Annotated in this window: 23 protein-coding genes; 8 read left to right on the top strand and 15 right to left on the bottom strand. The window is 65.7% G+C overall.

What is annotated here, in order from left to right:
• The first annotated feature begins 11 nt into the window (after nt 1-11).
• Genes cobA through E4S58_RS16180 form a run of 3 tightly spaced genes read left to right on the top strand, consistent with a single transcriptional unit; the run spans nt 12 to nt 3,441 of the window.
• The gene (gene cobA, locus E4S58_RS16190) at nt 12-872 is read left to right on the top strand and encodes a uroporphyrinogen-III C-methyltransferase (RefSeq protein WP_136637485.1); all 861 of its coding nucleotides are present in this window, start codon (nt 12-14) and stop codon (nt 870-872) included.
• A 4-nt stretch (nt 873-876) separates the two neighbouring features.
• Nucleotides 877-2,160, top strand: coding sequence for a cobyrinic acid a,c-diamide synthase CobB (locus tag E4S58_RS16185; protein ID WP_136637484.1), 1,284 nt, complete (start codon nt 877-879; stop codon nt 2,158-2,160).
• A 57-nt stretch (nt 2,161-2,217) separates the two neighbouring features.
• Entirely contained in the window at nt 2,218-3,441 is a 1,224-nt protein-coding gene (locus tag E4S58_RS16180; protein ID WP_136637483.1) for an MFS transporter, read from the top strand.
• A gap of 307 nt (nt 3,442-3,748) precedes the next feature.
• Here E4S58_RS16180 and E4S58_RS16175 read toward each other — a convergent pair whose 3' ends face one another.
• From E4S58_RS16175 to E4S58_RS16155, 5 genes are all read right to left on the bottom strand, one after another.
• Nucleotides 3,749-4,525: a squalene/phytoene synthase family protein gene (locus tag E4S58_RS16175; protein ID WP_136637482.1), complete on the bottom strand. Its 777-nt coding sequence runs from the start codon at nt 4,523-4,525 to the stop codon at nt 3,749-3,751.
• Nucleotides 4,518-5,492 carry an alpha/beta hydrolase gene (locus E4S58_RS16170; RefSeq protein WP_136637481.1) on the bottom strand — a complete coding sequence of 325 codons (975 nt, stop codon included), beginning with the start codon at nt 5,490-5,492 and terminating at the stop codon, nt 4,518-4,520. The genes E4S58_RS16175 and E4S58_RS16170 overlap by 8 nt, the downstream gene beginning before the upstream one ends.
• A gap of 71 nt (nt 5,493-5,563) precedes the next feature.
• On the bottom strand, nt 5,564-7,180 hold the full coding sequence (gene cimA, locus E4S58_RS16165) for a citramalate synthase (protein WP_136637480.1): 1,617 nt from the start codon (nt 7,178-7,180) through the stop codon (nt 5,564-5,566).
• Between the two features lie 343 nt (nt 7,181-7,523).
• Nucleotides 7,524-8,936, bottom strand: a complete 1,413-nt coding sequence (cysS, locus tag E4S58_RS16160) for a cysteine--tRNA ligase (RefSeq protein ID WP_136637479.1) — start codon at nt 8,934-8,936, stop codon at nt 7,524-7,526.
• Between the two features lie 233 nt (nt 8,937-9,169).
• Nucleotides 9,170-9,916: a metallophosphoesterase family protein gene (locus E4S58_RS16155; protein ID WP_136637478.1), complete on the bottom strand. Its 747-nt coding sequence runs from the start codon at nt 9,914-9,916 to the stop codon at nt 9,170-9,172.
• Between the two features lie 78 nt (nt 9,917-9,994).
• Here E4S58_RS16155 and E4S58_RS16150 point away from each other — a divergent pair, with 78 nt between their 5' ends.
• Nucleotides 9,995-10,342 carry an MmcQ/YjbR family DNA-binding protein gene (locus E4S58_RS16150; RefSeq protein ID WP_136637477.1) on the top strand — a complete coding sequence of 116 codons (348 nt, stop codon included), beginning with the start codon at nt 9,995-9,997 and terminating at the stop codon, nt 10,340-10,342.
• Between the two features lie 19 nt (nt 10,343-10,361).
• Here E4S58_RS16150 and map read toward each other — a convergent pair whose 3' ends face one another.
• A complete protein-coding gene (gene map, locus E4S58_RS16145) occupies nt 10,362-11,108 on the bottom strand; it encodes a type I methionyl aminopeptidase (RefSeq protein ID WP_136637476.1) in 747 nt (248 codons plus the stop codon).
• A 212-nt stretch (nt 11,109-11,320) separates the two neighbouring features.
• Between map and E4S58_RS16140 the strand changes: the two genes are divergently transcribed.
• Complete coding sequence (locus E4S58_RS16140) at nt 11,321-12,139, top strand: isocitrate lyase/PEP mutase family protein (RefSeq protein WP_136637475.1); 819 nt, start codon at nt 11,321-11,323, stop codon at nt 12,137-12,139.
• A 57-nt stretch (nt 12,140-12,196) separates the two neighbouring features.
• On the opposite strand, the gene E4S58_RS16135 is transcribed toward E4S58_RS16140, so the two are convergent.
• Together E4S58_RS16135 and E4S58_RS16130 are read right to left on the bottom strand one after the other, a co-directional pair.
• Entirely contained in the window at nt 12,197-12,823 is a 627-nt protein-coding gene (locus E4S58_RS16135; protein WP_136637474.1) for a VPLPA-CTERM sorting domain-containing protein, read from the bottom strand.
• Between the two features lie 402 nt (nt 12,824-13,225).
• Nucleotides 13,226-14,998, bottom strand: coding sequence for a VPLPA-CTERM sorting domain-containing protein (locus E4S58_RS16130; protein WP_136637473.1), 1,773 nt, complete (start codon nt 14,996-14,998; stop codon nt 13,226-13,228).
• A 213-nt stretch (nt 14,999-15,211) separates the two neighbouring features.
• Here E4S58_RS16130 and E4S58_RS16125 point away from each other — a divergent pair, with 213 nt between their 5' ends.
• The gene (locus tag E4S58_RS16125; RefSeq protein WP_240789576.1) at nt 15,212-15,640 is read left to right on the top strand and encodes a DUF4174 domain-containing protein; all 429 of its coding nucleotides are present in this window, start codon (nt 15,212-15,214) and stop codon (nt 15,638-15,640) included.
• A 151-nt stretch (nt 15,641-15,791) separates the two neighbouring features.
• Here the strand turns inward: E4S58_RS16125 and E4S58_RS16120 are convergent, their stop codons facing one another.
• The 5 genes from E4S58_RS16120 to E4S58_RS16100 form a co-directional block, all read right to left on the bottom strand.
• Nucleotides 15,792-17,126, bottom strand: a complete 1,335-nt coding sequence (locus tag E4S58_RS16120; protein WP_136637472.1) for a pyruvate dehydrogenase complex dihydrolipoamide acetyltransferase — start codon at nt 17,124-17,126, stop codon at nt 15,792-15,794.
• A gap of 12 nt (nt 17,127-17,138) precedes the next feature.
• Nucleotides 17,139-18,515, bottom strand: a complete 1,377-nt coding sequence (locus E4S58_RS16115) for a pyruvate dehydrogenase complex E1 component subunit beta (protein ID WP_136637471.1) — start codon at nt 18,513-18,515, stop codon at nt 17,139-17,141.
• A 1-nt stretch (nt 18,516) separates the two neighbouring features.
• On the bottom strand, nt 18,517-18,903 hold the full coding sequence (locus tag E4S58_RS16110) for a VOC family protein (protein WP_136637470.1): 387 nt from the start codon (nt 18,901-18,903) through the stop codon (nt 18,517-18,519).
• A 1-nt stretch (nt 18,904) separates the two neighbouring features.
• Nucleotides 18,905-19,942 (bottom strand): pyruvate dehydrogenase (acetyl-transferring) E1 component subunit alpha, encoded by a 1,038-nt coding sequence (gene pdhA, locus E4S58_RS16105; protein ID WP_136637469.1) that lies wholly within the window; start codon nt 19,940-19,942, stop codon nt 18,905-18,907.
• A gap of 202 nt (nt 19,943-20,144) precedes the next feature.
• Nucleotides 20,145-20,444, bottom strand: coding sequence for an FtsB family cell division protein (locus E4S58_RS16100; protein ID WP_136637468.1), 300 nt, complete (start codon nt 20,442-20,444; stop codon nt 20,145-20,147).
• 304 nt (nt 20,445-20,748) lie between these two features.
• On the opposite strand from E4S58_RS16100, the gene E4S58_RS16095 reads away from it, so the two are divergent.
• Complete coding sequence (locus E4S58_RS16095) at nt 20,749-21,408, top strand: VPLPA-CTERM sorting domain-containing protein (RefSeq protein ID WP_136637467.1); 660 nt, start codon at nt 20,749-20,751, stop codon at nt 21,406-21,408.
• Between the two features lie 82 nt (nt 21,409-21,490).
• On the top strand, nt 21,491-21,886 hold the full coding sequence (locus E4S58_RS16090; RefSeq protein WP_136637466.1) for a VOC family protein: 396 nt from the start codon (nt 21,491-21,493) through the stop codon (nt 21,884-21,886).
• Between the two features lie 204 nt (nt 21,887-22,090).
• Here E4S58_RS16090 and E4S58_RS16085 read toward each other — a convergent pair whose 3' ends face one another.
• Together E4S58_RS16085 and E4S58_RS16080 are read right to left on the bottom strand one after the other, a co-directional pair.
• Nucleotides 22,091-22,984, bottom strand: a complete 894-nt coding sequence (locus tag E4S58_RS16085) for a fructose bisphosphate aldolase (RefSeq protein WP_136637465.1) — start codon at nt 22,982-22,984, stop codon at nt 22,091-22,093.
• A gap of 103 nt (nt 22,985-23,087) precedes the next feature.
• Entirely contained in the window at nt 23,088-24,284 is a 1,197-nt protein-coding gene (locus E4S58_RS16080) for a phosphoglycerate kinase (RefSeq protein WP_136637464.1), read from the bottom strand.
• Nucleotides 24,285-24,491: the final 207 nt, after the last annotated feature.

Here is a 24,491-nt window from a genome sequence, read left to right as displayed (position 1 = left end):
ATATACAGCGCATGACCGACTCTCTCGCCCTTCCTGCCGGCCCCATGGGCCAGTGGCCCACGCTCGAACCGGGCTGGGTCTGGCTGTGCGGCGCGGGCCCCGGGGATCCGGGCCTGCTGACCCTGCATGCGGTGAACGCGCTGCGGCAGGCGGACGTGGTGATCTATGACGCGCTGGTGCAAGAGGCGATCCTGGACTGGGCGCCGCAGGCCGAACACGTCTACGCGGGCAAGCGCGGCGGGAAACCTTCAGCAAAACAACGCGATATCTCTCTCCGGCTCGTCGATCTCGCACGCGAGGGCAAGCGGGTGCTGCGGCTCAAGGGCGGCGATCCCTTCGTCTTTGGCCGGGGCGGAGAGGAAGCGCAGACCCTGATCCAGCACGGCGTCAACGTCCGCATCATCCCCGGCATCAGCGCGGGCATCGGCGGGCTGGCCTATGCGGGCATCCCGGTGACGCACCGCGACGTGAACCAGTCCGTGACCTTCGTCACCGGCCACGACCAGTCGGGCGCGACGCCGCAAAGCCTCAACTGGAAGGCCATCGCCGAAGGCGCGCAGGTCCTGGTGATCTACATGGGGATGAAGCACGTCGCGCAGATTTCCGGCGCGCTGATGGACGCGGGCCGCCCGGCCGACGAACCCGTCGCCGTGGTCTGCAACGCCACGACCGACCGCCAGCAGGTGCTTGAGACGACGCTTGGCCGGATGGTCACCGACATCGACGCCGCAGGGCTGGAACCGCCCGCGATCCTCTGCGTGGGCCGGTCCGTTCTGATGCGTCAGGTGCTCGACTGGCAGGGCCTCGCCGCCGGAGAGGCCCCCCGCAACCTCGATCCGCTTGGACGCGGGCGCCCGGCCGAGGCCTCCTGAGCCGATGCCCGGGCTGATCCTCGCCGCGCCGACATCCGGCGCGGGCAAGACCACGGTCACGCTCGCCCTTCTGCGCCTGCTGAACCTGATGGGCCACCCGGTCCGCGCCGCGAAATCCGGCCCCGACTATATCGACCCGCGCTTTCACGAAGCCGCCTGCGAGGCGCCCTGCCTCAACCTCGATGCCTGGGCAATGACGCCCGACCGGATCCGGTCACTGGCGGCGGGGGACGAGCTTCTGGTGATCGAGGGCGCCATGGGCCTGTTCGACGGCGCGCCCCCCGACGGCAAGGGCGCGGTGGCGGACCTGGCCCGCATCCTTGATCTGCCGGTGGTGCTGGTCGTCGATGCCTCGCACATGGCGCAGTCGGTCGCGCCGTTGGTCGCCGGCTTCGCCGCGCATGATCCGGCGGTGCGGGTGGCGGGCGTCATCCTGAACCGCGTCGGATCGCCCCGCCACGCCCGGATGCTGCGCACCGCGCTCGCCCCGCTTGGCCTGCCCGTGCTGGCCGCCCTGCCGCGCCACCCCGACCTTGCCATGCCCTCGCGCCACCTGGGCCTTGTGCAGGCGGGGGAACGGCCCGATCTCGACCCCTTTCTCGACCGTGCCGCCGCCATCCTGGCCGAGGGCGTGCCGGGCGATGCGCCCCCCGATCTTGCCGCGCTGCTGGAGCTGGCAACGCCCCTGCCCGGCGCCTCAGACGCGCCCCGCATGACGCCGCCCGCACAGCGCATCGCGGTTGCCCGGGACGAGGCCTTTGCCTTTTCCTACCCTCACATGTTGGCCGACTGGCATGCGCAGGGCGCTGAAATCACGTTCTTTTCGCCGCTGAATGACGATCCGGTGCCGCGCGCGGGCTTTGTCTTCCTGCCCGGTGGCTACCCCGAGCTGCACGCAGGCCGGATCGCCAACGCGGGCCGCTTCTTGACCACCCTGCGCACCCATGGTGAACGCCTGCCGGTCTATGGCGAATGCGGCGGCTACATGGTGCTGGGCGATGTGCTGACCGATGCGGACGGTGTGCCGCACCAGATGGCCGGGCTGCTGAACCTCGCGACCTCGTTCAAGAAGCGCAAGATGCAGCTGGGATACCGCAGGGTGACGGCCACCAAGGGCCCCTTCACCGGCACCTTCCTGGCGCATGAATTCCATTACGCCACAACGCTTTATCAAAGCGGGGACAAGCTGTTTCAGGCCGAGGACGCCGAAGGCACCGACCTGCCCGCCATGGGCCTGCGCGAAGGCCGCGCTTACGGCTCTTTTGCACATATCATCGACCGGGCCTAAACACCTGCGCACAGCATGTATCTTGCGCCCCCTCGCGGCGCGGGATACGGCTTACGCATGAGCACATCTGAATACATTCCCGACGATGCCCGCGCCAAGCGCAACGTGATGGTCCTTGTGGCGGCGCAGGCCTTCCTCGGGGCGCAGATGCCGATGATTTTCACCATCGGGGGCCTTGCCGGACAGTCGCTGGCCTCGAACGCTTGTTTCGCGACCCTGCCGATTTCGATGATCGTTCTGGGATCGATGCTTTCGGCCACGCCGGTGTCGGCGATCATGCAGAAATACGGCCGCCGCGCCGGGTTTTTCCTGGGCACCCTGGGCGGCGCGATCGGCGGGATCATCGGGGCGATCGGGCTTTATCATGCCTCGTTCCCGCTGTTCCTTCTGGGGTCGTTCTTCACCGGCATCTACATGTCCGCGCAGGGCTTCTACCGCTTTGCCGCCGCAGACACGGCGTCCGACGCCTATCGGCCCAAGGCGATTTCCTATGTCATGGCGGGCGGGCTGCTGTCGGCGCTGATCGGACCGCAGCTGGTCAAGGTGACGGCCGACGCGATGGTCGTGCCCTTCATGGGCACCTACTTTGCCGTGGTCGCGGTCAACCTGCTGGGCGCGCTGCTGTTCTTCCGGCTCGACATCCCAAAACCGCCCGTCCCGTCCGAGAACGCCCCCAAGGGCCGCTCGCGCCGCGAGCTCATCACCACCCCGCGCATCGCCGCCGCGGTGATCTGCGCCATGGTGTCCTACGCGCTGATGAACCTTGTCATGACCTCGACCCCGCTGGCGGTCGTGGGCTGCGGATTTGACAAGTCGAACGCTGCCGACGTCGTGTCCTCGCACGTGCTGGCCATGTACATCCCCAGCTTCTTCACCGGCCACCTGATCGCCCGCTTCGGCGTTGAAAAGATCGTGGCGGCGGGTCTGGTCATCCTGGCGGGCGCGGGGGCCGTCGCCCTGCACGGGGTCGAGCTGGGCAACTTCTTCCTTGCGCTCGTCCTGCTGGGCGTGGGCTGGAACTTCGGCTTCATTGGCGCGACGACCATGCTGGCCGGATCGCACGAACCGCATGAACGCGGCCGGATGCAGGGCCTGAACGACCTGATCGTCTTCGGCGGCGTCACCGTCGCCTCCTTTGCCTCGGGCGGGCTGATGAACTGTTCCGGCGGCACCGCGCAGGACGGCTGGACGGCGGTGAACCTGGCCATGGCGCCCTTCCTGGTGCTGGCAGGCGGCGCGCTGATCTGGCTGGTCATGCGGCCCAAGGAACAGGTGGCCTGAGGCGCCAAAGCCGCGCAGAGGGCCACGCCCGGCGCGAAACAGCGGCGAAGAGGGCCGCGCCCGATCAAGGGAGGGATCGGGCGTGGCCCGGGGCTGGTCGACACGCGCGAAACAGCGGCGTAGCCGCCGCGCATCGCCGGGCCGCCCCCCGGCACGGCGATTGGGCACCGTCTGCGGAACGCTCGTACAGCGCGCTACCATGGCCACCATAAAGTGCTGCTTACCGACCCGTTGATCGCCGCACCGCGGCCCGACAACACGCGGCTTGTTCCTGTTATCCTGACGTTAGGGCAAGGCCCCGACGACCTTAGAAAATCCGCCCCGTCCCCGCCGTCAGCGCCAGCCGGACCCGGGCCGCGAACTGCCCCGGCTCCAACCTGTCCTCCATGACGCGCTGCGGGTCGGACACCGCGCGGCGCAGCACCCCGCCGATCCCGGCCAGCGGATAAAACGCCGCCCGGGCCGAGGCCGGAACCCCGGACCACCCGGCCCGAACCTCGCGCAGCGCCGCCAGCCCCTTGTCCGCCAGCTGCGCCGCCATCGCCGCATCCAGCCCGGCCAGGGGCTGCCGCCCCGCGCGGTCCAGTGCCGGAACCGCCATCAGCCAGTTCGCCACGCCAAGCGCCCGGCCCGCCGCCATGGCCAGCGTCTCACCCCCGCCCAAGCGCCGCGCCGCGACCTCGATCAGCCCGCCCGACGTCGCCTCGAGGTAGGCCCAGAACGCGGCCTCATCGGCAAAGGCCTCGCCGTCGACATCCCGCTCGCGCGCCGCGATCAGCCGGTCCAGCACCCGGGCATCCTCGGCCCGGATGGCCAGCGCCAGCGGTGTCACCACCTCGTGCCGCCGGATCAGCCCGCCTGCCGCGATCTCCTCCAAGGCGTCGCGCCACCATTGCAGCCGCATCCGTGCGATCATCGGCTCCTGCGTCACCCAGGGCGCCCGTGCCACCTCAAGGTTGAAGGCATAGAGCGGGAAGAGCACCGGTCGCGCCGCCACCGGGGCGGCCATGGTGCAGCGGAACCGCACCGGGTCGCCCTTTTCCACAAGTGCCGCGCAGGCGGTGAAATCGAGCGGATCACTCATCCGCCAGAAACCCGGCCACGCGGGCAATCACCTGCGGGTCGTTCACCACATCCAGATGCCCGATCCCCGGCAGAACCTCGTACCGCCCGCGATCCGTGACCGCGCTGAACGCAGGCGCATAGCCCTCCGCCACGAAGGCCTCGTCCTCGGCCCCGGCGATCAGCAGAAAGTCAGGCAGCGCCGCCACGTCGGCCTGCCAGTCGCGGCGCGGCGCGTAACCCTGGTTGAGCCGCCAGCTATAGGCCGTCGTGGCCCGGTGCCCCTGCGGCCCGTCCAGCACCAACTGCGGCATGTTGAATTCCATCGCGACCAGATGATCCAGCGCATGGATGCCCACGCCATTCAGCATCGACAGCCCGACGATCCGCCGCATCAGCGGCCGCGCCCATCCGCCCGAATTCTTGCGCGTCATCGGCGCGTCATATTGCACGAAGGGCGCCAGCAGCACCGCCCGGTCCATCATCGGCCCGTAAGCACCGTTGGCAAACCGGATCACCAGACCTCCGCCAGAGGAATGGCCAAGCAGCACAACCTTTTGATTTTCATACCGAATGTAAAGCGTCAGCAGATCCACCAGATCGTCTTCCATCTGCCCGATGTAATCGACATCACCGCGCCGGTCCGGGGCCGCACCATGCCCGCGCAGGTCCGGCACCAGCACATCCGCCACGCGCGACAGCCCTGCGGCCATCGCATCGAACTGCCCGCCGTCCCAGCCCGAGCCATGGACCAGAACCACCAGCGGCGCACCCTCGGGGCCCGTCAGGTGCCGCACCAGCGTGGTCGATCCGTCGCGCAGGCGCGCCGTCGCCACCGGCAGCGGCGCCACGCCCCCGGTGATCCGGTCGAAATCCAGACCCGCCGCGCCGGACGGCCCCTTGGGCCGATCGCTCAGGATCAGGCCAAGAGCGATCGCTCCGGTGATCACCACCGAAATCCCAATGATTGTCAGAACTTTGAGAACCATTCCTGCCCCACTTCAGCAAGGACGCCAAAGCGCCCGGTTGGCGTCAAACCCGACACACCCGATACCGCACCCTAGCCCGCAGTTTCCCGCAGCAGCTTCCAGTTGATCGCATCCAGCAGTGCCTCGAAGGACGCATCCACTATGTTGGGGCTGACCCCCACGGTCGACCAGCGCCGCCCGGCGCGGTCTTCACTGTCGATGATGACGCGTGTCACGGCCTCGGTCCCGCCTTGGGTGATCCGCACCTTGAAATCGACCAGCCGCATGTCCGCGATCGCATCCTGGTACGGCCCCAGGTCCTTGGCCAGCGCCGTCGCCAGAGCGTTCACCGGCCCCCGGTCCGTCCCGGCCTCGTCCATCGATTCGCTGACCGACATCTTCTTTTCGCCGTCGATCTTCACGACGACCACGGCCTCGGACAGGCTGACCATCTTGTTGTACTTGTTCTTGCGCCGTTCGACCGTCACGCGATACCGCTTGACCTCGAAGAACTGCGGCGGGCCGTCCAGCACCTCGCGCGCCAGCATCTCGAACGAGGCCTGCGCGCTGTCGTAGGTGTATCCACGATCCTCGCGCGCCTTCACCTCGTCCAGGATCCGCGCCAGCGCCGGATCGCCTGCGGGCACAGTGATGCCCGCTTCGGCCAGGCGCTTGCGCAGGTTCGACTGCCCCGCCTGGTTCGACATCGGGATGATGCGTTCGTTGCCGACGACGGAAGGGTCGATATGTTCGTAGGTCGAGGGATCCTTGAGGATCGCGCTGGCATGCAGCCCCGCCTTGTGCGCAAAGGCCGAGGCGCCCACGTAAGGCGCCTGCTTCACCGGCACGCGGTTCAGGATGTCATCCAGCTGCCGCGACACCGAGGTCAGATCGGCCAGCGCCGCCTCGCTCACCCCGGTCTCGTAGAGGCTCCGGTAAGGCTCCTTCAGCAGCAGTGTCGGGATCAGCGTGATCAGGTTGGCATTGCCACAGCGTTCGCCCAGCCCGTTCAGCGTGCCCTGGATCTGCCGCACCCCCGCATCGACAGCCGCCAGCGATCCCGCCACCGCATTGGCCGTGTCGTTGTGCGTGTGGATGCCAAGGCGATCGCCCGGGATATCCGCCGCGATGACCTCCTCCACGATGCGTCCGATTTCCACCGGCAGGGTGCCGCCGTTGGTGTCGCACAGCACGATCCACCGCGCGCCCGCCTCCAGCGCCGCGCGCAGGCACTCCAGCGCGTAGCCCGGGTTTGCCTTGTAGCCGTCGAAGAAGTGTTCGGCATCGAACAGCGCCTCGCGGCCAAGCGTCACCAGATGCGCGACCGAGGCGCGGATGTTCTCGACATTCTCGTCCAACGTGATGCCAAGGGCGGTCGTCACGTGGAAATCATGCGTCTTGCCGACCAGGCAGACACTGCCGGTGCCCGCGTTGACGACAGCTGCCAGCACGTCGTCATTGTCGGCCGACCGGCCCGCGCGCTTGGTCATCCCGAAGGCCGCCATTTTCGCCCGCGTCTCGGGCGCCTCGGCAAAGAACGCGCTGTCGGTCGGGTTCGCACCGGGCCAGCCGCCCTCGATATAGTCGACGCCCAGCCGGTCCAGCATGGCGCAGATCTGGTGCTTTTCGGGGGCCGAGAACTGCACGCCCTGCGTCTGCTGCCCGTCGCGCAGCGTCGTGTCGTAGAGGTAGAGCCTCTCCCGCTTCATCCCCGGCTCCCCCGTTCTTCTCGTCCCAAATATTCCGGGGTCCGGGGCAGCACCCCGGCGGCGGCCGCCCTAAGGTCTTCCCATGCCCGATACGGCCGCAAAGCGGCCCGGGCAGCGCCCCATTGCACCGACAGGCGATTGCAAAGCAATCGGCCGAAAGGGGGCCGCACCCCGGGCGGGCGCTTCGTCATCGTCGGCGCGACGATAGATCGAGAGCTACCACGAAACGATAAAGCAAAGACCTCACTCGAACGAGCGCCCCCCCGCGGTCGGGCACTGCCCTCCGTCGCGCGAGCCGACATCCGTAGGGCGGGGTTCACCCCGCCATTCCCGTACCCACGCATCACAGCAACCCCTCCAGCTTCGAGGCATCGAACCCCGGCCCCGGAACCAACTCCACCCCGGATTTGGACATGCGCACCTCGACCCCTGCGGCGACGAGCGCGGATTTCAGGGCGTCGACCTTGGAGAAATCCTTGGTTTCCATTGCGGCCTCACGGGCCTCGGAAAGAGCGGTTTCAAAAGTTTTCAGACCAAAGATCGCGGACACAGCTTCATAAACGCCATCTTCCCATTCCGAGCCAAAGCCCAGCACCAAAAGAGACGCGAGTAGTTCTTCCTTCTCTCCGTTGGCGGCGAGCTGGTGCAGACGCGAAATAGCGAGTGGAGTGTTCATATCGTCAGCCAAGGCTTCCAAAACCGAATTCGGAGCGACTGAAGGTAGTTTGGAGCTTTCGACACCCTTAAGCATTTTCCGCCACTTCCGCAGCGTCGCCTCCGCCTCCGCCCGCTTCTTCTCGGTCCAGTCCATCGGCTTGCGATAATGCGTCCCGAGAAAGACAAACCGGATCACCTCGCCCGGCACACCCTGATCCAGCAGATCCCGCACGGTAAAGAAATTGCCCAAAGACTTGGACATCTTCTTCCCCTCGACCTGCAGCATCTCGTTATGCAGCCAGACGCGGGCAAAGCCGCCGCCGTCATGGGCACAGCACGACTGCGCGATCTCGTTCTCGTGGTGCGGGAACTGCAGGTCGATGCCGCCGCCGTGGATGTCGAACTCGGCCCCCAGCAGGTCATCCGCCATGGCAGAACATTCGATATGCCACCCCGGGCGGCCCCGGCCCCAGGGGCTGTCCCAACCGGGCAGGTCATCGGACGACGGCTTCCACAGCACGAAGTCCATAGGGTCTTCCTTGTAGGGTGCGACCTCGACCCGGGCACCGGCGATCATGTCATCGACCGACCGCCCCGACAGCGCGCCATAGGCCTCGTACGACCGCACCCGGAAAAGAACATGTCCCTCGGCGGCATAGGCGTGCCCCTTGGCGATCAGCCCTTCGATCATCGCCACCATCTGCGGGATGAAAGCGGTCGCGCGCGGCTCATGATCGGGCCGCAGCGTGCCAAGCGCGTCCATGTCGGCGTGATACCAGCCGATAGTCTCGTCCGTCCGCTCGGCGATCAGCTCTTCCAGCGTGCCGGGGGCGCCTGCCTCTTTCCGGTCCTGCGCGGTCTTGTTGATCTTGTCGTCGACGTCGGTGAAATTCCGCACGTAGGTCACATGGTTCTCACCGTAGACATGCCGCAGCAGCCGGTTCAGCACGTCAAAGACCACCACGGGCCGCGCGTTGCCCAGGTGCGCCCGGTCATAGACCGTCGGACCACAGACATACATCCGCACATTGTCCGGGTCGATCGGGGCAAAGACCTCTTTCTTTCGGGTCTTTGAATTGGTCAGGCGTATCTCGACCATGGCGGTCCCTCGCGGTTGGTCCGCGGGCGGCTTAGCAAGATCGTTGAACTTTGGAAACGAAGAAGCGGCCCGCGAGATGTCTCAGCAGGCGCAAATGCAGCAGATCATGATGCGTGCAGTCTTCATGGGAACCGGCATAGACCGGAACGCGCGGTCTGTGAAGCCCCTGCTTCTTTTTGCCGAAAATATCCCGGGGTGGCGACAAAGCCTGCTTTGTCGCAGGGGCAGCGCCCCTAATCCAGCCACCCCGTACCGACCACCCGCGCCCAGTCCTCGCGCCCATGCCCCCGCGCCTGACGCGCCGCCGCGGCCCAGTCATAGTTCACGTGGCGATGGAAGACCGACCACCCCGCGCCCTCGCGCTGCACAACGGCATAGGATGCGCGCGGCGTGCCGGTCTGGACGACATGTGGCGTGGGCGCGTCATCGGTGTAGCCCGGGCAGCCGACCGACCCGGGATTGACCAGAAGCCGCCCGCCCGACAGCTCAAGCACGCGCGGCAGATGGGTATGGGCGAACAGGATCAGCCCCGCGTCGATCCCCTCGGCCCGCGCCTCGATCATCGATCCGGGGGCCAGCCGGGGCGCGCCATTCAGGACCTCCTCGGTCCAGTAGGTGTTGTCGTCCTGCGGCGTGGCGTGGCAGGCATAAATCCCGTCCCAGGTCAGCTCAACCGGCAGGGTACGGATCCAGTCCCGCGCCGCCTCGGGCAGCAGCCCGTGGGTCAGCCGGTCGGTCGCCCCCATGTCCCCCGGTGCCATGTCGATCAGGTACCGGTCGTGGTTGCCGCGCACCGTCGGGATGTCCCGCCCGCGCAGCAGATCCCACACCCCCGCCGGATCCATCGGTCCGCTGAACACGTCGCCCAGGTTGACGATCCGCGTGATCCCCAGCCCGGCGATGTCATCCAGCACCGCCCGAAGGGCAAGCGCATTGCCATGGATGTCGGCGATGACGGCAAGGGGATCTGGCTGGCTCATCCCGCCATTCACACCCAAACCCGCCGATCCGCCAAGCGCGAACTTGCCAGCGCCGCCCCGACAGGTCAGATTTCCCGCATGAGCCGCGATTTCGTCCGTTCCATATGCCAAACCCTGCCCGGCGCCGAGGTCTCGGATCCCTGGGGCGGCGGCCATGACGCCTGGAAGGTCGGTGGCAAGATGTTCGCCTGCATCGGCGCGATGGATCAGGGCGTCGCGGTCAAGACCGCCGATCTCGACTTTGCCGCCATGATGATCGAGGCCGGCGATGCCCTGCGCGCCGCCTATTTCCACAAAAGCTGGGTGCTGCTGCCCTGGGGCACCGACGCGGCGCTGATGCGCGACCGGCTGATCGTGTCCTATGACATCATCCGGGGTGGGCTGACGAAAAAGGCGCAGGCCGCCCTGCCACCCCGCGCCGACTGACCCGCGCGGCCCAACCGCCTCAGCCCGGAAGCGTCACCACCATCGCCCCCCGGTCGGTCGCCACCACGGTATGTTCGTATTGTACCGTCGGCGCGGCAGGCTCGGCGTAAAGCGTCCAGCCATCCGCACCATCCGCCGCCCAAAGCCCGCCTTTCGACAGGAAGGGTTCTACCGTCAGCACCAGCCCGCGATTGATCCGCCGCCGGTCGCGGTTGGGCCAGGTCGCGATTTCCTCGGGGTATTCATGCAGCGACCGGCCGACCCCATGGCTCGCCAGGTTGCGGATCAGCGTATAGCCGCGCTTGGACGCGAACTGCCCCACGGCCTTCCCGATCCCCGCCAGCGGCCGGTCGGCGCGCACCTGCGCGATGCCGATCTGCATGGCCTTCTGCCCGTCCCGGCACAGCCGGTCGAGCGAGGGTTTCACCTGTCCCAGCCGGAAGGTCGCACCGGTGTCGGCAAAAAACCCGTTCTTGCTGGCCGAGACGTCGATATTCACCAGATCGCCCAGGGCCAGCACCCGGTCGCCGGGGATGCCATGGGCGATCTCCTCGTTCACGCTGATGCAGGTGGCGCCCGGAAAGTCATAGACCGCCTGCGGTGCGGATTGCGCGCCCTCGGTCTCAAGCCACTGACGGCCCAGGTCGTCCAGCTCACGGGTGGTCATGCCCGGCTCCATCGCCTGCGACATGCGCTGCAGCGTGTTGGCCACGATCCGCCCGATCTCCTTCAGGCCGTCGAGTTCGTCTTCATGGGTGATGGTCATGGCGCGCTCCTTGCGAAGGCGCCCGTATAGCGCAGCCGGTTGCCCATGTCCCTATCCCCTGATGCGCGCCCGTGCGTGCAGATCTGGGCCACCGCCACTTTCCCGCGCACCCGCCCCCGCAACGCTTCGGTCCCGGCCGAACCATCCCTCCGCCCCCTTGCCATTCGCCGCCGCGCCGCCAATCCTGCACCCCAGACGACAAGGAGCTTCCCATGCACGATCCCGGTCCCGCCTTCCGCGCCCTGCACCATCCCGGCAATCCCTTTGTCCTGGCCAATGCCTGGGACATCGGCTCGGCCCGCATGCTGGCGGCCATGGGGGCACAGGCGCTCGCGACCTCCTCATCCGCCTATGCCTTCACACTTGGCCTGCCCGACGGCGGCATCACCCGCGATCAGGCGCTGGCCCACGCCCAGGATCTGGTCGCCGCGACGCCCCTGCCCGTTTCGGGCGATTTCGAGGATGGCTTCGGCGAAGACCCTGACACGGTTGCCGAAACCGTCCGCCTCGCCGCCGAGATCGGCCTTGCCGGCATCTCGATCGAGGACAACCCGGCCCCGCCCGGCGCCCCCTATGACCGCGCGCTGGCCATCGAACGCATCCGTGCCGCCAGTGCCGCCGCCCGCGCCCTGCCGCGTGATTTCGTACTGGTGGCCCGCGCCGACGGCATCCTGAACGGTCACTACGGGATGGAGGAGGCCACGGCCCGCCTGCACGGTTTTGACGAGGCCGGGGCGGATTGCCTCTATGCCCCGATCCCGCCCAGCTTCGAGGATCTCGAGAAGATCTGCGCCATGACCGACAAGCCGGTGAACGCGCTGGCCTCCGGCCCCTTCGCCAGCTACACGCGCGACGATTTCGCCCGCATCGGCGTCGCCCGCATCTCGCTTGGCGGCGCATTGGCCCGGGCCGCACAGCGCCGGGTGATGGATGCCTTCTCCGAGATCATGGAAGACGGCAGCTTTGCCATGCTGAAAAAGACCGTCCCCGGCGCGAAGGTGGACGAGATGCTGCGGCAATACATGGTTTAATACGAAAAACCCGGCGCGGTGAAGCGCCGGGTTTTGAACGGTCAAAGGGGCGTGGTGTCAGCCGCGCAGCCGCCGCCGCGCCAGACCCAGACCACCAAGGGCCGAGAGCATGAGGACAGCCCCTGCGGGAAGCGGGACCTGTGCGCCCGTCTGCGGGGCTGAGTCGCTTAGGTTCACGCGCGCCCAAAGGGTGACATTCGTTGTAGAAATTCCCCCTGAAGTGTGACGATAAATTGTATCGATGTATCCGTCGCCCACACTGCCGTAGCCCTGCCACCCGGCCCACTGCTGTGATGCGGCGAGGAAAGCGTAAGACGCGTCTTTCTGAAGCGAGATGCCCGAAAATTCGAAAGAAAGAAAATTCCTCTCATTATTGGGAGCCGAGAACGTGAAAACAGAAGAGCCGAGACTCGACCCAATCCCGGCGTTCCATGAATAGAGCGTCATGGTAATCGTCGAGGTGCCTCGAAAGTTGGCGAAATATCCTTCGACGCTGGCTACATCGCCTGAAGCTTGCGCTGTGAATGCGAAGCCACTTTCCCACCCATTTCCAACAGTCCGATATCCGCTCACGGTAGGCGTGCCGTTTCCGGTGATATTGTCATAAGCCGTGGTCGCCGCAGCAACCGATTGCGCACACAGAAGCGCCAGCGCAGCGCCAAGCGCCAAAAGTGATTTCTTCATGTCTTTGTCCCCAATTCTTCAGGTCGGTCCCCACATCGGACCAATGTCATTTCGTGAAAACGTCGGCGCGGCGGCCAACAGACCAAAACTGATCTAGAAGGCGCAACCCTGAGCCCGAAGTCAACTTGCAAAACCCTTCAAGTTAAACAAGTTGCCTGGAAAATTGACCGCCGCAACCGCCCTGATTGTCATTGCGAACAATCCACTATCTCAAAACGGGAAAATCCGAGCTATTCGTGGCCTGAAGTTGCTGCCGGTCGTAACAATGCGACCTCCGCCACCTCGACCACAGGTCCCGTCGTGTCACCGCAACACGGATCCGGCCGCGATGCCGAACACTGCGCCCCCCACAAAACCCGACGCGCGGTCGCGTCGGGGTCTTTCACCTGAAACGCCGGTCAATCACCGCCGCAGCCGACGCATCACGCCCAGGCCACCCAGCCCCGACAGCATCAGCACCAGCCCCGCCGGCAGCGGCACGGCGGGCGTGCCGGGATCGCCGGGCAGGAAGCTTTCCAGCTCAAGGTTCGAATAGCTCTGCCCGCCGATCCAGAAATCCTCCCAGTCGGTCAGCCGCGCGGTCAGGCTCTGGTTGCCGTTGTCGAACGAAAAGTCCCAGATGTTGTTGTCAAAGCTCAGCCCCACCAGGTCGGCGATGGCGTAGAACGAGAAGGTGAAGGTGTCGAACCCGTCGCCGCCATCCAGCACCGCATTGCCCGCCAGCGCCCCGGTGTGGATCCCGTCCAGGGTCATGGTGTCATCGCCCCGGCCAAAGCTGGCCGCGCCGATCAGGTTCGCGCCGGCATACTGGGTAAAGACATCGTTGCCGTTGCCCAGGTCAAGGAACAGGCCACCGGTGCCCTGGATGGTGCCGTAGTTGTGGATCGTGACGCCACCGCTCACCGGGCGCGCGGCGATGCCCGTGACACCTTCGATCACGCCCCGGTTGCGGATTTCGACGGTGCCTGCTTCGTTGTCGGCACGCACACCAGCCGCCGTGGTCGACCAGATCTGCGCCCCCGTCTCGTTGGTCAGAAGCCCGCCTTTCATGTCGACACCATCGTTCGGCATGGTGCCGTAGCCCCCCATGCTGTGGATCGTCCCGGCATTGTAGATCTTGGCGTCACGATCGACGAGCAGCCCGTCGCCCTGCGCACGGATGATGCCGCTGCCGGAGTTGGTGATCAGCACGTCATCTTCGGCCCTGATACCGGCCGCGGTGCCGACGATCGTGCCCAGGTTCTCGACCTCTGAGAAATCGCCGACATCAATGCCATCCGCATCGCCGCCCGTCCCCTTGATCGTGCCTTCGTTGTGAACCTCGACCGCGTCGATCCCCTGGATCCCGTCGGAGTCAGCCCCGGTGGCCAGGATCTCGGCGCCGACCGCGTTCTTCACGCCCCCCTCCCGAAGGTAGAGAGCAGAGGCATCATTGCCATCAGACTTGATCGTACCACCGGTCTCGTTCCGGATGATCCCGCTGCCGGTCAGGGCTTCAACGACGTTGGCATTGTCGTTCAGGGTGCTCATCGTGCCGCTGTTGGTGATGTCATAATTGTCGCCGGTTTTGACAAGCGTCGAAACGACCCCGGTGGTTCTGAAGCGGCCTGCATTCGACAGGGTCAGACCCGAACCTGACACGATCCCCCGCGCGGCCGCGCCGGTGGTCTCCAACGTGCCGCCGACAAAGTTCGTCACGGAGGCCCCGACCCCAAGGTCGAACAGCGTGCTGCTGGCGCCGGTCGTCCCGAACGATCCGGTGTTCCTGATCGTGGCGACGTCTCCGGCAACCACCCCCTTTGCCGCAACGCCCGAGGTCCGGGTGTTGCTGCTGCTGTTCGAGAAATCGAGGGTGTTCCCGGCACTGATCAGGTGATTGCCGGGCTTGTTGGACCGGACCAGCGTGCCGCTTGCGAAGGACAGACTCACATCGTCCCTAAGGTCGAAGACCGGACCAGAGGCAGAGGCCGCCGCGTCAGTGACCTCCCCAGTGCCGCTGACCGTGATGGTCAGTCCATCGGTAAGGGCCGAGCCATCGCCAAACCCGTTATTGTCAGTGCCCGTACAGGACACATTGGAGCCGGTCTGGACGCATTGCGCCATCGCAGGCGAGGTTGTCAGCGAAAGAGGAAGGGCAAGGCCCAGGGACAATACAGAAGTCGTGAGGGAACGCATGAGGTGCTCCAAATGATCGTGAGTGAAAAACCGAAAGAACGAAAAAAGGTACGCAAATATGACGGTATGTTTTCAGACTGAAAACCTCGGCGCAAGACAACTTCGCCTCTCTAGGCAATGCTGCCCATGCCGCGGGCCGCTTCACCATGGCGTGACAGGCCGAACCCCGGACGCAGGCCCCACGTTGAACGGGCACCCCAGACCGGAGCCGACATGACCAGACTGACCCTCGCCGCCCTGACCGCCCTGATGCTGCCCGCCGCCGCGCAGGCGACCCAGCCGACCACCGGCAGCACCTTCCGCACCCTTGCCCCCGACCGATCCGACCTGGGCGATTTCCGCTGGTCTGACCGCCCCGTTCTGATCTTCGCCCCCGGCCAGGACGACCCGCAGTACCAGCAGGCCCTCGCCGCGCTCCGCCTGGCCGAGGCCGAGCTTGTGGATCGCCAGATTGTCGTCCTCACCGACGCCACGCCCGGTCAAGGCCAGTTGCGCGACGCGTTGGATATCGACGGCTTCACCATGCTGCTGGTCGGCAAGGACGGCGGGGTCAAACTGCGCTCGGACCAGGTCATCCAGCCCGAAGAGATCTTTGCCACCATCGACCGCATGCCGATGCGCCAGCGCGAGATGCAGGACTGACCCGCCCTCCTTCTTCTGGTCCCAAATACCTCGGGAGGTCCGGAGGGCAGCGCCCTCCGGCGCGCGCCGCTTGCGCCGCCGCACACCTGCCTCGCAAACAAGAACGCCCGGCCAAACAGACCGGGCGTTCTTTATCTTGAACCCGAAAGGATCAGGCCAGCATCGCCATCGGGTTTTCCAACCCGTCCACGATCGCCTGCAGCAATTCCGCCCCAAGCGCGCCGTCGATGACCCGGTGATCGACCGACAGGGTCACGGACATGACCGTCGCCACTTCGACCTGGCCATCCGCACCGACGACCGGCTTCTTCACGCCCGCGCCGACCGCGAGGATCGCACCATGCGGCGGGTTGATGACCGCGTCGAAATTGTCGATGCCGAACATGCCGAGGTTGGAAATCGCGAAGGACCCGCCCTGGTACTCATGCGGCGCCAGCTTCTTGTCGCGCGCACGGCCGGCCAGGTCCTTCATCTCGGACGACAGGGCCGACAGCGATTTCTGGTGCGCGTCCTTCAGCACGGGCGTGAAGAGCCCGCCCTCGATCGCCACGGCCACCGCCACGTCGGACGGTTTCAGCTTGAGGATCCGATCGCCGGCCCAGACGGCATTGGCATTGGGCACCTGCTGCAGTGCCAGCGCGCAGGCCTTGATGATGAAGTCGTTGACCGACAGCTTCACGCCCCGGCTTTCCAGCTGCTTGTTCAGCTGACCCCGGAACGCCATAAGCGCGTCCAGCTTGATGTCGCGGCGCAGGTAGAAATGCGGGATGGTCTGTTTGGCTTCGGTCAGGCGGGCCGCGATGGTCTTGCGCATCCCGTCCAGCTTGACCTCTTCGAAGTCCCGATCGCCGTACATCTTGAGCACGGTTTCCGTCGACGGCCCCGCAGGCATCACCGCCGCATCGGCCTTGGCCGCCGCAGGCGCCGCGGCAGGCGCGTCGGACTTGGCCGACGCTGCCGAGGGTTTCGCGCCCTCGACATCCGCCTTCACGATCCGCCCGTGCGGGCCGGATCCCGTCAGCGACGTCAGGTCGATCCCCTTCTGCGCCGCGATCCGGCGGGCCAGCGGCGAGGCGAAGATGCGCTCTCCGTCCTTCTTCGGTGCTGCGGGCGCGGCAGCGGTGTCCGCCGCCGGGGCCTTGCCCGCGTCGGACTTGCCCGCGTCGGCCTTGGGCGCCTCGGCCGCGGGCTTGGACGCCGCCGCAGGTGTGGCATCGGACGACCCTATGTCATCGGCGGACTCGCCCTCTTCAAGCAGGACCGCAATGGGCGAATTGACCTTCACCCCTTCCGACCCCTCGGGGACGAGGATCTTGCCGATCACGCCCTCGTCCACGGCTTCGAATTCCATCGTCGCCTTGTCGGTCTCGATCTCGGCCAGCAGGTCACCCGAGGACACGGTGTCCCCTTCCTTGACCAGCCACTTTGCCAGCGTGCCTTCCTCCATCGTGGGGGACAGCGCGGGCATCAGGATTTCCGTTGGCATCGCTACTCCCCCTTACCGATAGGTCACTTGCTTGACCGCCTCGATCACCTCGGCGGTGGTCGTCAGGGCCAGCTTTTCCAGGTTCGCCGCATAGGGCATGGGCACGTCCTTGCCGGTGCAGTTGATCACCGGGGCATCCAGGTAATCAAAGGCGTTCTGCATGATGTAGGCCGACAGGTGGTTGCCGATCGAGGCGACCGGGAAGCCCTCTTCGACCGTGACGCAGCGGTTGGTCTTCATCACCGACGCGATCACCGTGTCATAGTCGATCGGGCGCAAGGTCCGCAGGTCGATGACCTCGGCGCTGATGCCTTCCTCGGCCAGCTTGTCCGCCGCCTCCAGCGCATAGGTCATGCCGATGCCCCAGCTGACGATGGTCACGTCCTCGCCTTCGCGCCAGACCTTGGCCTTGCCGAAGGGAATGGTGAAATCCTTCATCACCGGCACGTCGAAGGACTTGCCGTACAGGATCTCGTTTTCCAGGAAGATCACCGGGTTCGGATCGCGGATCGCCTGTTTCAGCAGGCCCTTGGCATCGGCCGCTGAATAGGGCTGCACGACCTTCAGGCCGGGGATATGCGCGTACCAGGCACCGTAGTCCTGGCTGTGCTGCGCCGCCACGCGGGCCGCGGCACCGTTCGGGCCCCGGAAGACCATGGGCGCGCCCATCTGGCCACCGGACATGTACAGCGTCTTGGCGGCCGAGTTGATGATGTGGTCGATCGCCTGCATGGCGAAGTTGAAGGTCATGAATTCGACGATCGGCTTCAGCCCGCCAAAGGCCGCACCGACCCCGATGCCCGCAAAGCCGTGTTCGGTGATCGGCGTGTCGATGACGCGCTTGGATCCGAACTCGTCCAGCAGGCCCTGGGTCACCTTGTAGGCGCCCTGGTACTCGGCCACTTCCTCGCCCATGACAAAGACCGTCGGGTCGATCCGCATCTCTTCGGCCATGGCATCCCGAAGCGCCTCGCGCACGGTCTGGGTCTTCATCTCGGTGCCTTCGGGCCAGTCCGGGCTCTGGTCGGGCCTGGGCGCCTCGGGGGCCTTCGCCTGCGCCGGGGCCTTGGCCTCTGCGGCGGGTGCGGCCTCGGCCGACGCTTCGGCCTTGGGCGCCGGGGCCTCGCCGATGTCGTCCGCGCTCTCGCCCTCTTCCAGCATCACGGCGATCGGCGTGTTGACCTTCACCCCTTCCGACCCCTCGGCCACGAGGATCTTGCCGATGACGCCTTCATCGACGGCCTCGAATTCCATGGTGGCCTTGTCGGTTTCGATCTCGGCAATGATGTCGCCCGAGGACACGGTGTCCCCTTCCTTCACCAGCCATTTCGCAAGCGTGCCCTCCTCCATCGTGGGGGACAGCGCGGGCATCAGTACTTCTGTCGGCATCTCAGGCCTCCTCCAGCGGGGTGATCATCCCCACGATATTTCCTTCCCCATCCTCGACATAGGCACAGCGGCCCACGCCGGGATAATCCATCGGCGGCAACGCCTCGGCACCGCCGTTGTCCAGCGCCCAGGCATAGGTCTTGTCACAGTCCGCGACCTCGAAGGTCATGGTGCCGCCGCGCACGGGCGATCCGGCTTCGGGCGCGGGGCCGGTCCGCAGCATCATGCCGCCGGTCATGCCCTTGCCCATGCCGATCTCGGCGCCGTCGATCAGCGCATAGCCGATCTCCTCACCGCCCGGCATGGGGGTGAAGGACCAGTCGAACAGACCCTTGTAGAAGGCTTGCGCGCGGGCGCTGTCGGTCACATGTATCTCGAAGTGAGGCACCTCAGGCCTCCTCGGTCACATTGGCACCGTCCTGCGGCACTTCATCGGCGTAGATGTCGGTCCAAAGCTCTTCCAGCGGCGGCTCGGGGCTGTCCTTGGCGAATTCAGCCGACTTGTTGACGATGTCCTTGATCTCCTTGTCGATGGCCTTCAGGTCATCTTCCGAGGCATGGCCACCGTCCAGAAGCATCGTGCGGACACGTTCGATCGCGTCACGCTCTTCGCGCATCTTCTGCACTTCCTCGCGGGTCCGGTATTTCGCCGGGTCCGACATCGAATGCCCGCGATAGCGGTAGGTCTTGATCTCAAGAATATAGGGCCCCTTGCCCGACCGGCAGTGTGCCACGGCGGTCTCGCCCGCGGCCTTCACGGCCAGAACGTCCATTCCGTCGACCATTTCGCCGGGGATGCCGAAGCTTTCCCCGCGCTTGTAGATGTCGGGCGACGAGGTCGAGCGCTGCTGCGACGTGCCCATGGCGTACTGGTTGTTCTCGATCACGAAGACCACCGGCAGCTTCCACAGGGCGGCCATGTTGAAGGTCTCGTAGACCTGGCCCTGGTTTGCCGCGCCGTCGCCGAAATAGGTGAAGGTCACGCGGCCGTTCTCAAGATACCGGTCGGCAAAGGCCAGCCCGGCCCCAAGCGGCACCTGCGCGCCGACGATGCCGTGACCGCCGTAGAAATGCTTCTCTTTCGAGAACATGTGCATCGACCCGCCCTTCCCCTTGGAATAGCCGCCGATGCGTCCGGTCAGTTCGGCCATCACCCCGTCGGGGTCCATGCCGCAGGCCAGCATATGGCCGTGATCGCGATAGGAGGTGACGCGCTTGTCGCCCTCTTCCGCCGCGGCCTCAAGACCCACGACGACGGCTTCCTGGCCGATGTAAAGGTGACAGAAACCGCCGATCAGGCCCATGCCGTAAAGCTGGCCGGCCTTCTCTTCGAAGCGCCGGATCAGCAGCATGTCACGATAGTAGGACTTCAACTCATCCGCCGAGACATTGCTCTTTGCCGCGGCACTGGATTTGCGGGTCGCCATCTGGGCCTCCTCCCGTGCGATAGTTTAACGTTGAACTATCTCTTATCGCATTTCACGCGATCATGCGAGAGTGAATTTGACGTCACGTTCCGCACGCGGGCCCCGATGCCGGACCAGGCGGAAGATACAATCAGGATATGCAAAAAGGCGCCCGGTCAGGACGCCCCTGGGATCGACAGCCTTGAAGCCTATCCAGCGCGTTTCAGCGAATGACCATCTCGTCCGACCGCATGACGCCCAGCACATCCCGCGCCTGCTGGTCCAGAAGATCGAGGTCAAGGAAGTCATCCGACAGCCGCCGCGTCATGTTCTCCATCTCGGCGACCTCGGCCTCGAGCACCTTGAGCTGCTGCGCCAGCGCATCGCGATCCGCGGCGATCTCGGCGCGACGGAACAGACCCATCTCGCCCTGAACGGCCGAGAAGGTGAAATACAGACCCACACAGAAGACGCCTGCGAAATAGACCAGCCCGGTAAAGGCGGGCTTACCCACGTTGCTCATGATGACCTCACTCCGCCTCTTTCGGGCGGTGCAGGCATCATGGCACAGGTGGTTTGCGCTGTGAATCCCCTTTCCGGTTAACGCTAGGCAAAAGTGAGGTGCCTGATGTTTCGGCAACCGTCCTGCCTGCGCAAGTCGTGAGCCTGTCAGTAAAAAGTTGGGTTTCGGAAATGAAAGGCCGCACCAAGACGGTGCCCGCCGCCCAAAAAATGCCACAAACCCCTATTTTTCAGTACGGAATCGCGGGTAAATCAGTTATACTTTAACCGTGTGTTAATTATTACCTTTATGAGAGGAGTTTAACATGAAGACAATTAAGACACTTTTGGCTGCGGCCGTAGCGGCGGTGACTTTCGCCGGTATGGCAAGTGCAGCGACAATGAACGCGTACTTCACACTCGAGGTCGTTCAGCTCACCAACGCCGACGAAGCGGAATCCACGGCATCCTCTGCGGCTTTCACGGCAGCCTGGGGTGCTTCCGCGGTCAAGGGGACCGGTTACTACAATGGCGACCTCGATTTCCGCATCGGTTCCGGCAATAGTGGCTCGACCTACGTGGCAGACTTCCTGAACACCGGGTCGGCTGATTGGAGCACGGGGCTGTTGGACGCCGCAACGACCCTGCTGAGCAACACGGACGTCTTCCAGGGCACCGCGACGACCACTTTCTTCCGGTTCACCCTGGCCAACGTCGCAGCGGGTGATTTCGCGATCACCCATGATGACGGCATGTCCATCACGGGTCTTGGCGGCACCACTCAGCCGACAAGCGAAATCACGACCTTGCTGCCCGACTTCGCCGGCGGACCTTTCGAACTGATCTACGTTGCCACCAACGGCAACCCGTCGGTTCTTGAAGTCGACTACGAAGCTGCTGCCGTGCCGCTTCCGGCCTCCCTGCCTCTGCTCCTCGTGGGCTTTGGTGGTCTGGCTGCGCTGCGTCGCCGCAAGAAAGCCGCCTGATCCAGACATCTGGATACGGCGAGGAAAGGCCGCCTTCGGGTGGCCTTTTTCATGCCGCCCCGCCCCAAAGCAAAGCCATCCGATGCCGCAATCCATCGCCCATATCGCCCTTGTCGTGCGCGACTACGACGACGCGATCACCTGGTACACCCGGACGCTCGGCTTCACGCTGGTCAAAGACAGCTACCAGCCCGAGCAGGACAAGAGATGGGTGCTGGTCGCCCCGCCGGGCAGCACCGGCACGACGATCCTGCTGGCCCGCGCGTCGAAGCCGGAGCAGGAGCCCTTCATCGGCAACCAGGCCGGAGGCCGCGTTTTCCTGTTTCTTCAGACGGACGATTTCTGGCGCGATTACAACGCCTTCCTCGACCGCGGCGTGACCTTCGTGCGCGATCCGAAAGAGGCGCCTTACGGCACAGTCGCCGTCTTTCAGGACCTCTACGGCACGCTCTGGGATCTGGTGGAATTCAGCTCCTGAGGCACGGCGGATGGTGCGGCTGTGAAGACCGGCGCACGGATGCTCGTTGGTCGCGCGCGATTGCCTCAGCGCACGACGCCGGGGCTCCGCCCGTTCGCGCCTCGATTGATCCCCGGGTCAATCGCCGCTACGCGGACCGGCCAAACCCGGGGCTTCGCCTGTTCGAGGCTCAAACTCTCCACCGGAGAGTTTCCGGGACGCCTCTCACCCAGCCACAGATGCCTGATAGATCTCGTCGATGGTCGCGGCCAGCGTCGCGTCGAAATCGGCGTCCGACTGCTGGGCCGACAGGCCCTCGGTTAGCGCGCGCGAGAAAGACGCGATCATGCCGGTCTGCCGGGACAGGCGCGTGTTGGCCTCCTCGCGGGAATAGCCGCCCGACAGCGCCACCACCTTGATGACGCGCGGATGGTCCACCAGCACCTTGTACTGGTTCACGACCTCGGGCAGCGTCAGCTTCAGCATCACGTCCTGCCCGTCGTCCAGCGCGTCCAGCTGCGCCAGGATCGCGTCGCGCAGCAGGTCCTCGGCCTCGGCCTTGTCCTTGATCGTGATCGTCACCTCGGGCTCGATGATCGGCACCAGCCCATGGCCCAGGATCTGCTTGCCCACCTCGAACTGCTGCGCCACCACGGCCGCGATACCCTCGGGCGCGGCGGCAGAGATCACCGACCGCATCTTGGTGCCGAAGATCCCCTTGGACACGGCCTTTTCCAGCAGCGCGTCCAGATCGGGCATCGGCTTCATTACCTGCACGCCGCCCTCTTCGTCCGCCAACCCCTTGTCGACCTTGAGGAAGGGCACGACCTGCCGCTTGTCCCACAGGTATTGCGCCGTCGGGATGCCGTCGATGTCGCCGTCCATGGTGCGCTCGAACAGGATCGCGCCCACGACCTTGTCGCCGGTAAAGGCGGGCGACTTGATGATCCGCGCGCGCATCTCATGGATCAGTCCGAACATCTCGGCGTCGCTCGCATAGGCGTCTTCCTCGATCCCGTAGAGTTTCAGCGCCTTGGGGGTCGAGCCGCCCGACTGATCCAGCGCCGCGATGAAGCCCTGGCCCTCGGCGATCTGCGCCGTCTGCTGATCCTTGCTCATGATGTCCGTCCTTCGTCCTGTGATCGGGCGCACGGCCCCTTTGCCCCGAGACTAGGCCGCGCACCCTGCGCAGCGCCAGCCCGAAGCGGTTGTTTCGATGTCGTCAAGCGGCCGCCGACTGCGCCAGCGCCGCAACCCCGGGCAGATCCTTGCCTTCCATCCATTCAAGAAACGCGCCCCCGGCGGTGGAGATATAGGTGAACGTCTCGGCCGCGCCCGCGCCGTTCAGCGCCGCGACCGTGTCACCGCCCCCCGCGACCGAGATCAGCTGCCCCGCCTGCGTCAGCGCGGCGGCCCGGGCGGCGGCGGCGTTGGTGGCGGTGTCGAAGGGCGGGATTTCGAACGCGCCAAGCGGCCCGTTCCAGATCAGCGTCTTCGCCCCGCTCAGCACCGCGTCGATCTTCGCGACGGCCCGCGGCCCCGCGTCCAGGATCATCGCATCCTCGGGGCAGGCATCAGCCGCGACGACCTCGTTCTCGGCCCCGGCCTTGAATTCGCGCGCGACGACGACGTCCTCGGGCAGCACGATCTCGCAGCCCGCCGCCTGGGCCTTGTCCAGGATCGCGCGCGCGGTGTCGGCCAGGTCGTGTTCGCACAGCGACTTGCCCACATCGATGCCCTGCGCGGCAAGAAAGGTGTTCGCCATGCCGCCGCCGATCACCAGGTGATCGACCTTGGCCACCAGATTGCCCAGCAGGTCCAGCTTGGTCGACACCTTGGCGCCGCCCACCACGGCCACCACGGGCCGCTGCGGCTGGCCAAGCGCGGCCTCCAGCGCCTCAAGCTCGGCCTGCATCAGGCGACCCGCGCAGGACGGCAGGTGATGCGCCACGCCTTCGGTCGAGGCATGCGCCCGGTGCGCCGCGCTGAAAGCGTCGTTGCAATAGACATCCGCCAGACCGGCGAGCCGACGCGCGAACTCCGGGTCGTTCTTTTCCTCGCCGGGGTGAAAGCGGATGTTCTCCAGCAGCATCACCTCGGCGGTGTCCTGTTCCTCGGTATGGCGTTCGGCGGCCTCGAGCGTTTCGATGAAGGCCACCGGATGGCCCAGCTTCTCGCGCAGGACCGGCAACACCTGGCGCAGCGACATGTCCAGCACGACCTTGCCCTTGGGCCGCCCGAAGTGCGCCACCAGGATCGGGGTGCCGCCCTTGGCCAGGATATCCTCGACCGTGGGCACGATCCGTTCGATCCGCGTCGCGTCGGTCACCCGGCCCTTTTCGACGGGCACGTTGATGTCGACGCGCAGCAGCACGCGCTTGCCCGAAAGATCCATGTCGTCAATGGTTTTCCAGCCCATAGCCTGCCCTCACCCCTGTGCCGTTCCAAGTCCCGCGCCTTGTTGCGCGCGCAGCATGGGGCGTCAACACTGATAGCGTTACCGCGCGCATGCCGCGAAACAATGCACCGACCGGCACGACATTGGCATGACATCCGGTGCGACAGGCCCGAAGGGCGGTCCGGGGACCCCACCTCCTCACCCCCTCTTGACGCGCCGACACTTCCA

This window comes from Pseudooceanicola onchidii (genome assembly GCF_004959925.1).
Taxonomy (GTDB): Bacteria; Pseudomonadota; Alphaproteobacteria; order Rhodobacterales; family Rhodobacteraceae; genus Pseudooceanicola; species Pseudooceanicola onchidii.
Note: the sequence above shows the minus strand (reverse complement) of the source record. Positions and strands in the feature narration are given on the sequence as shown.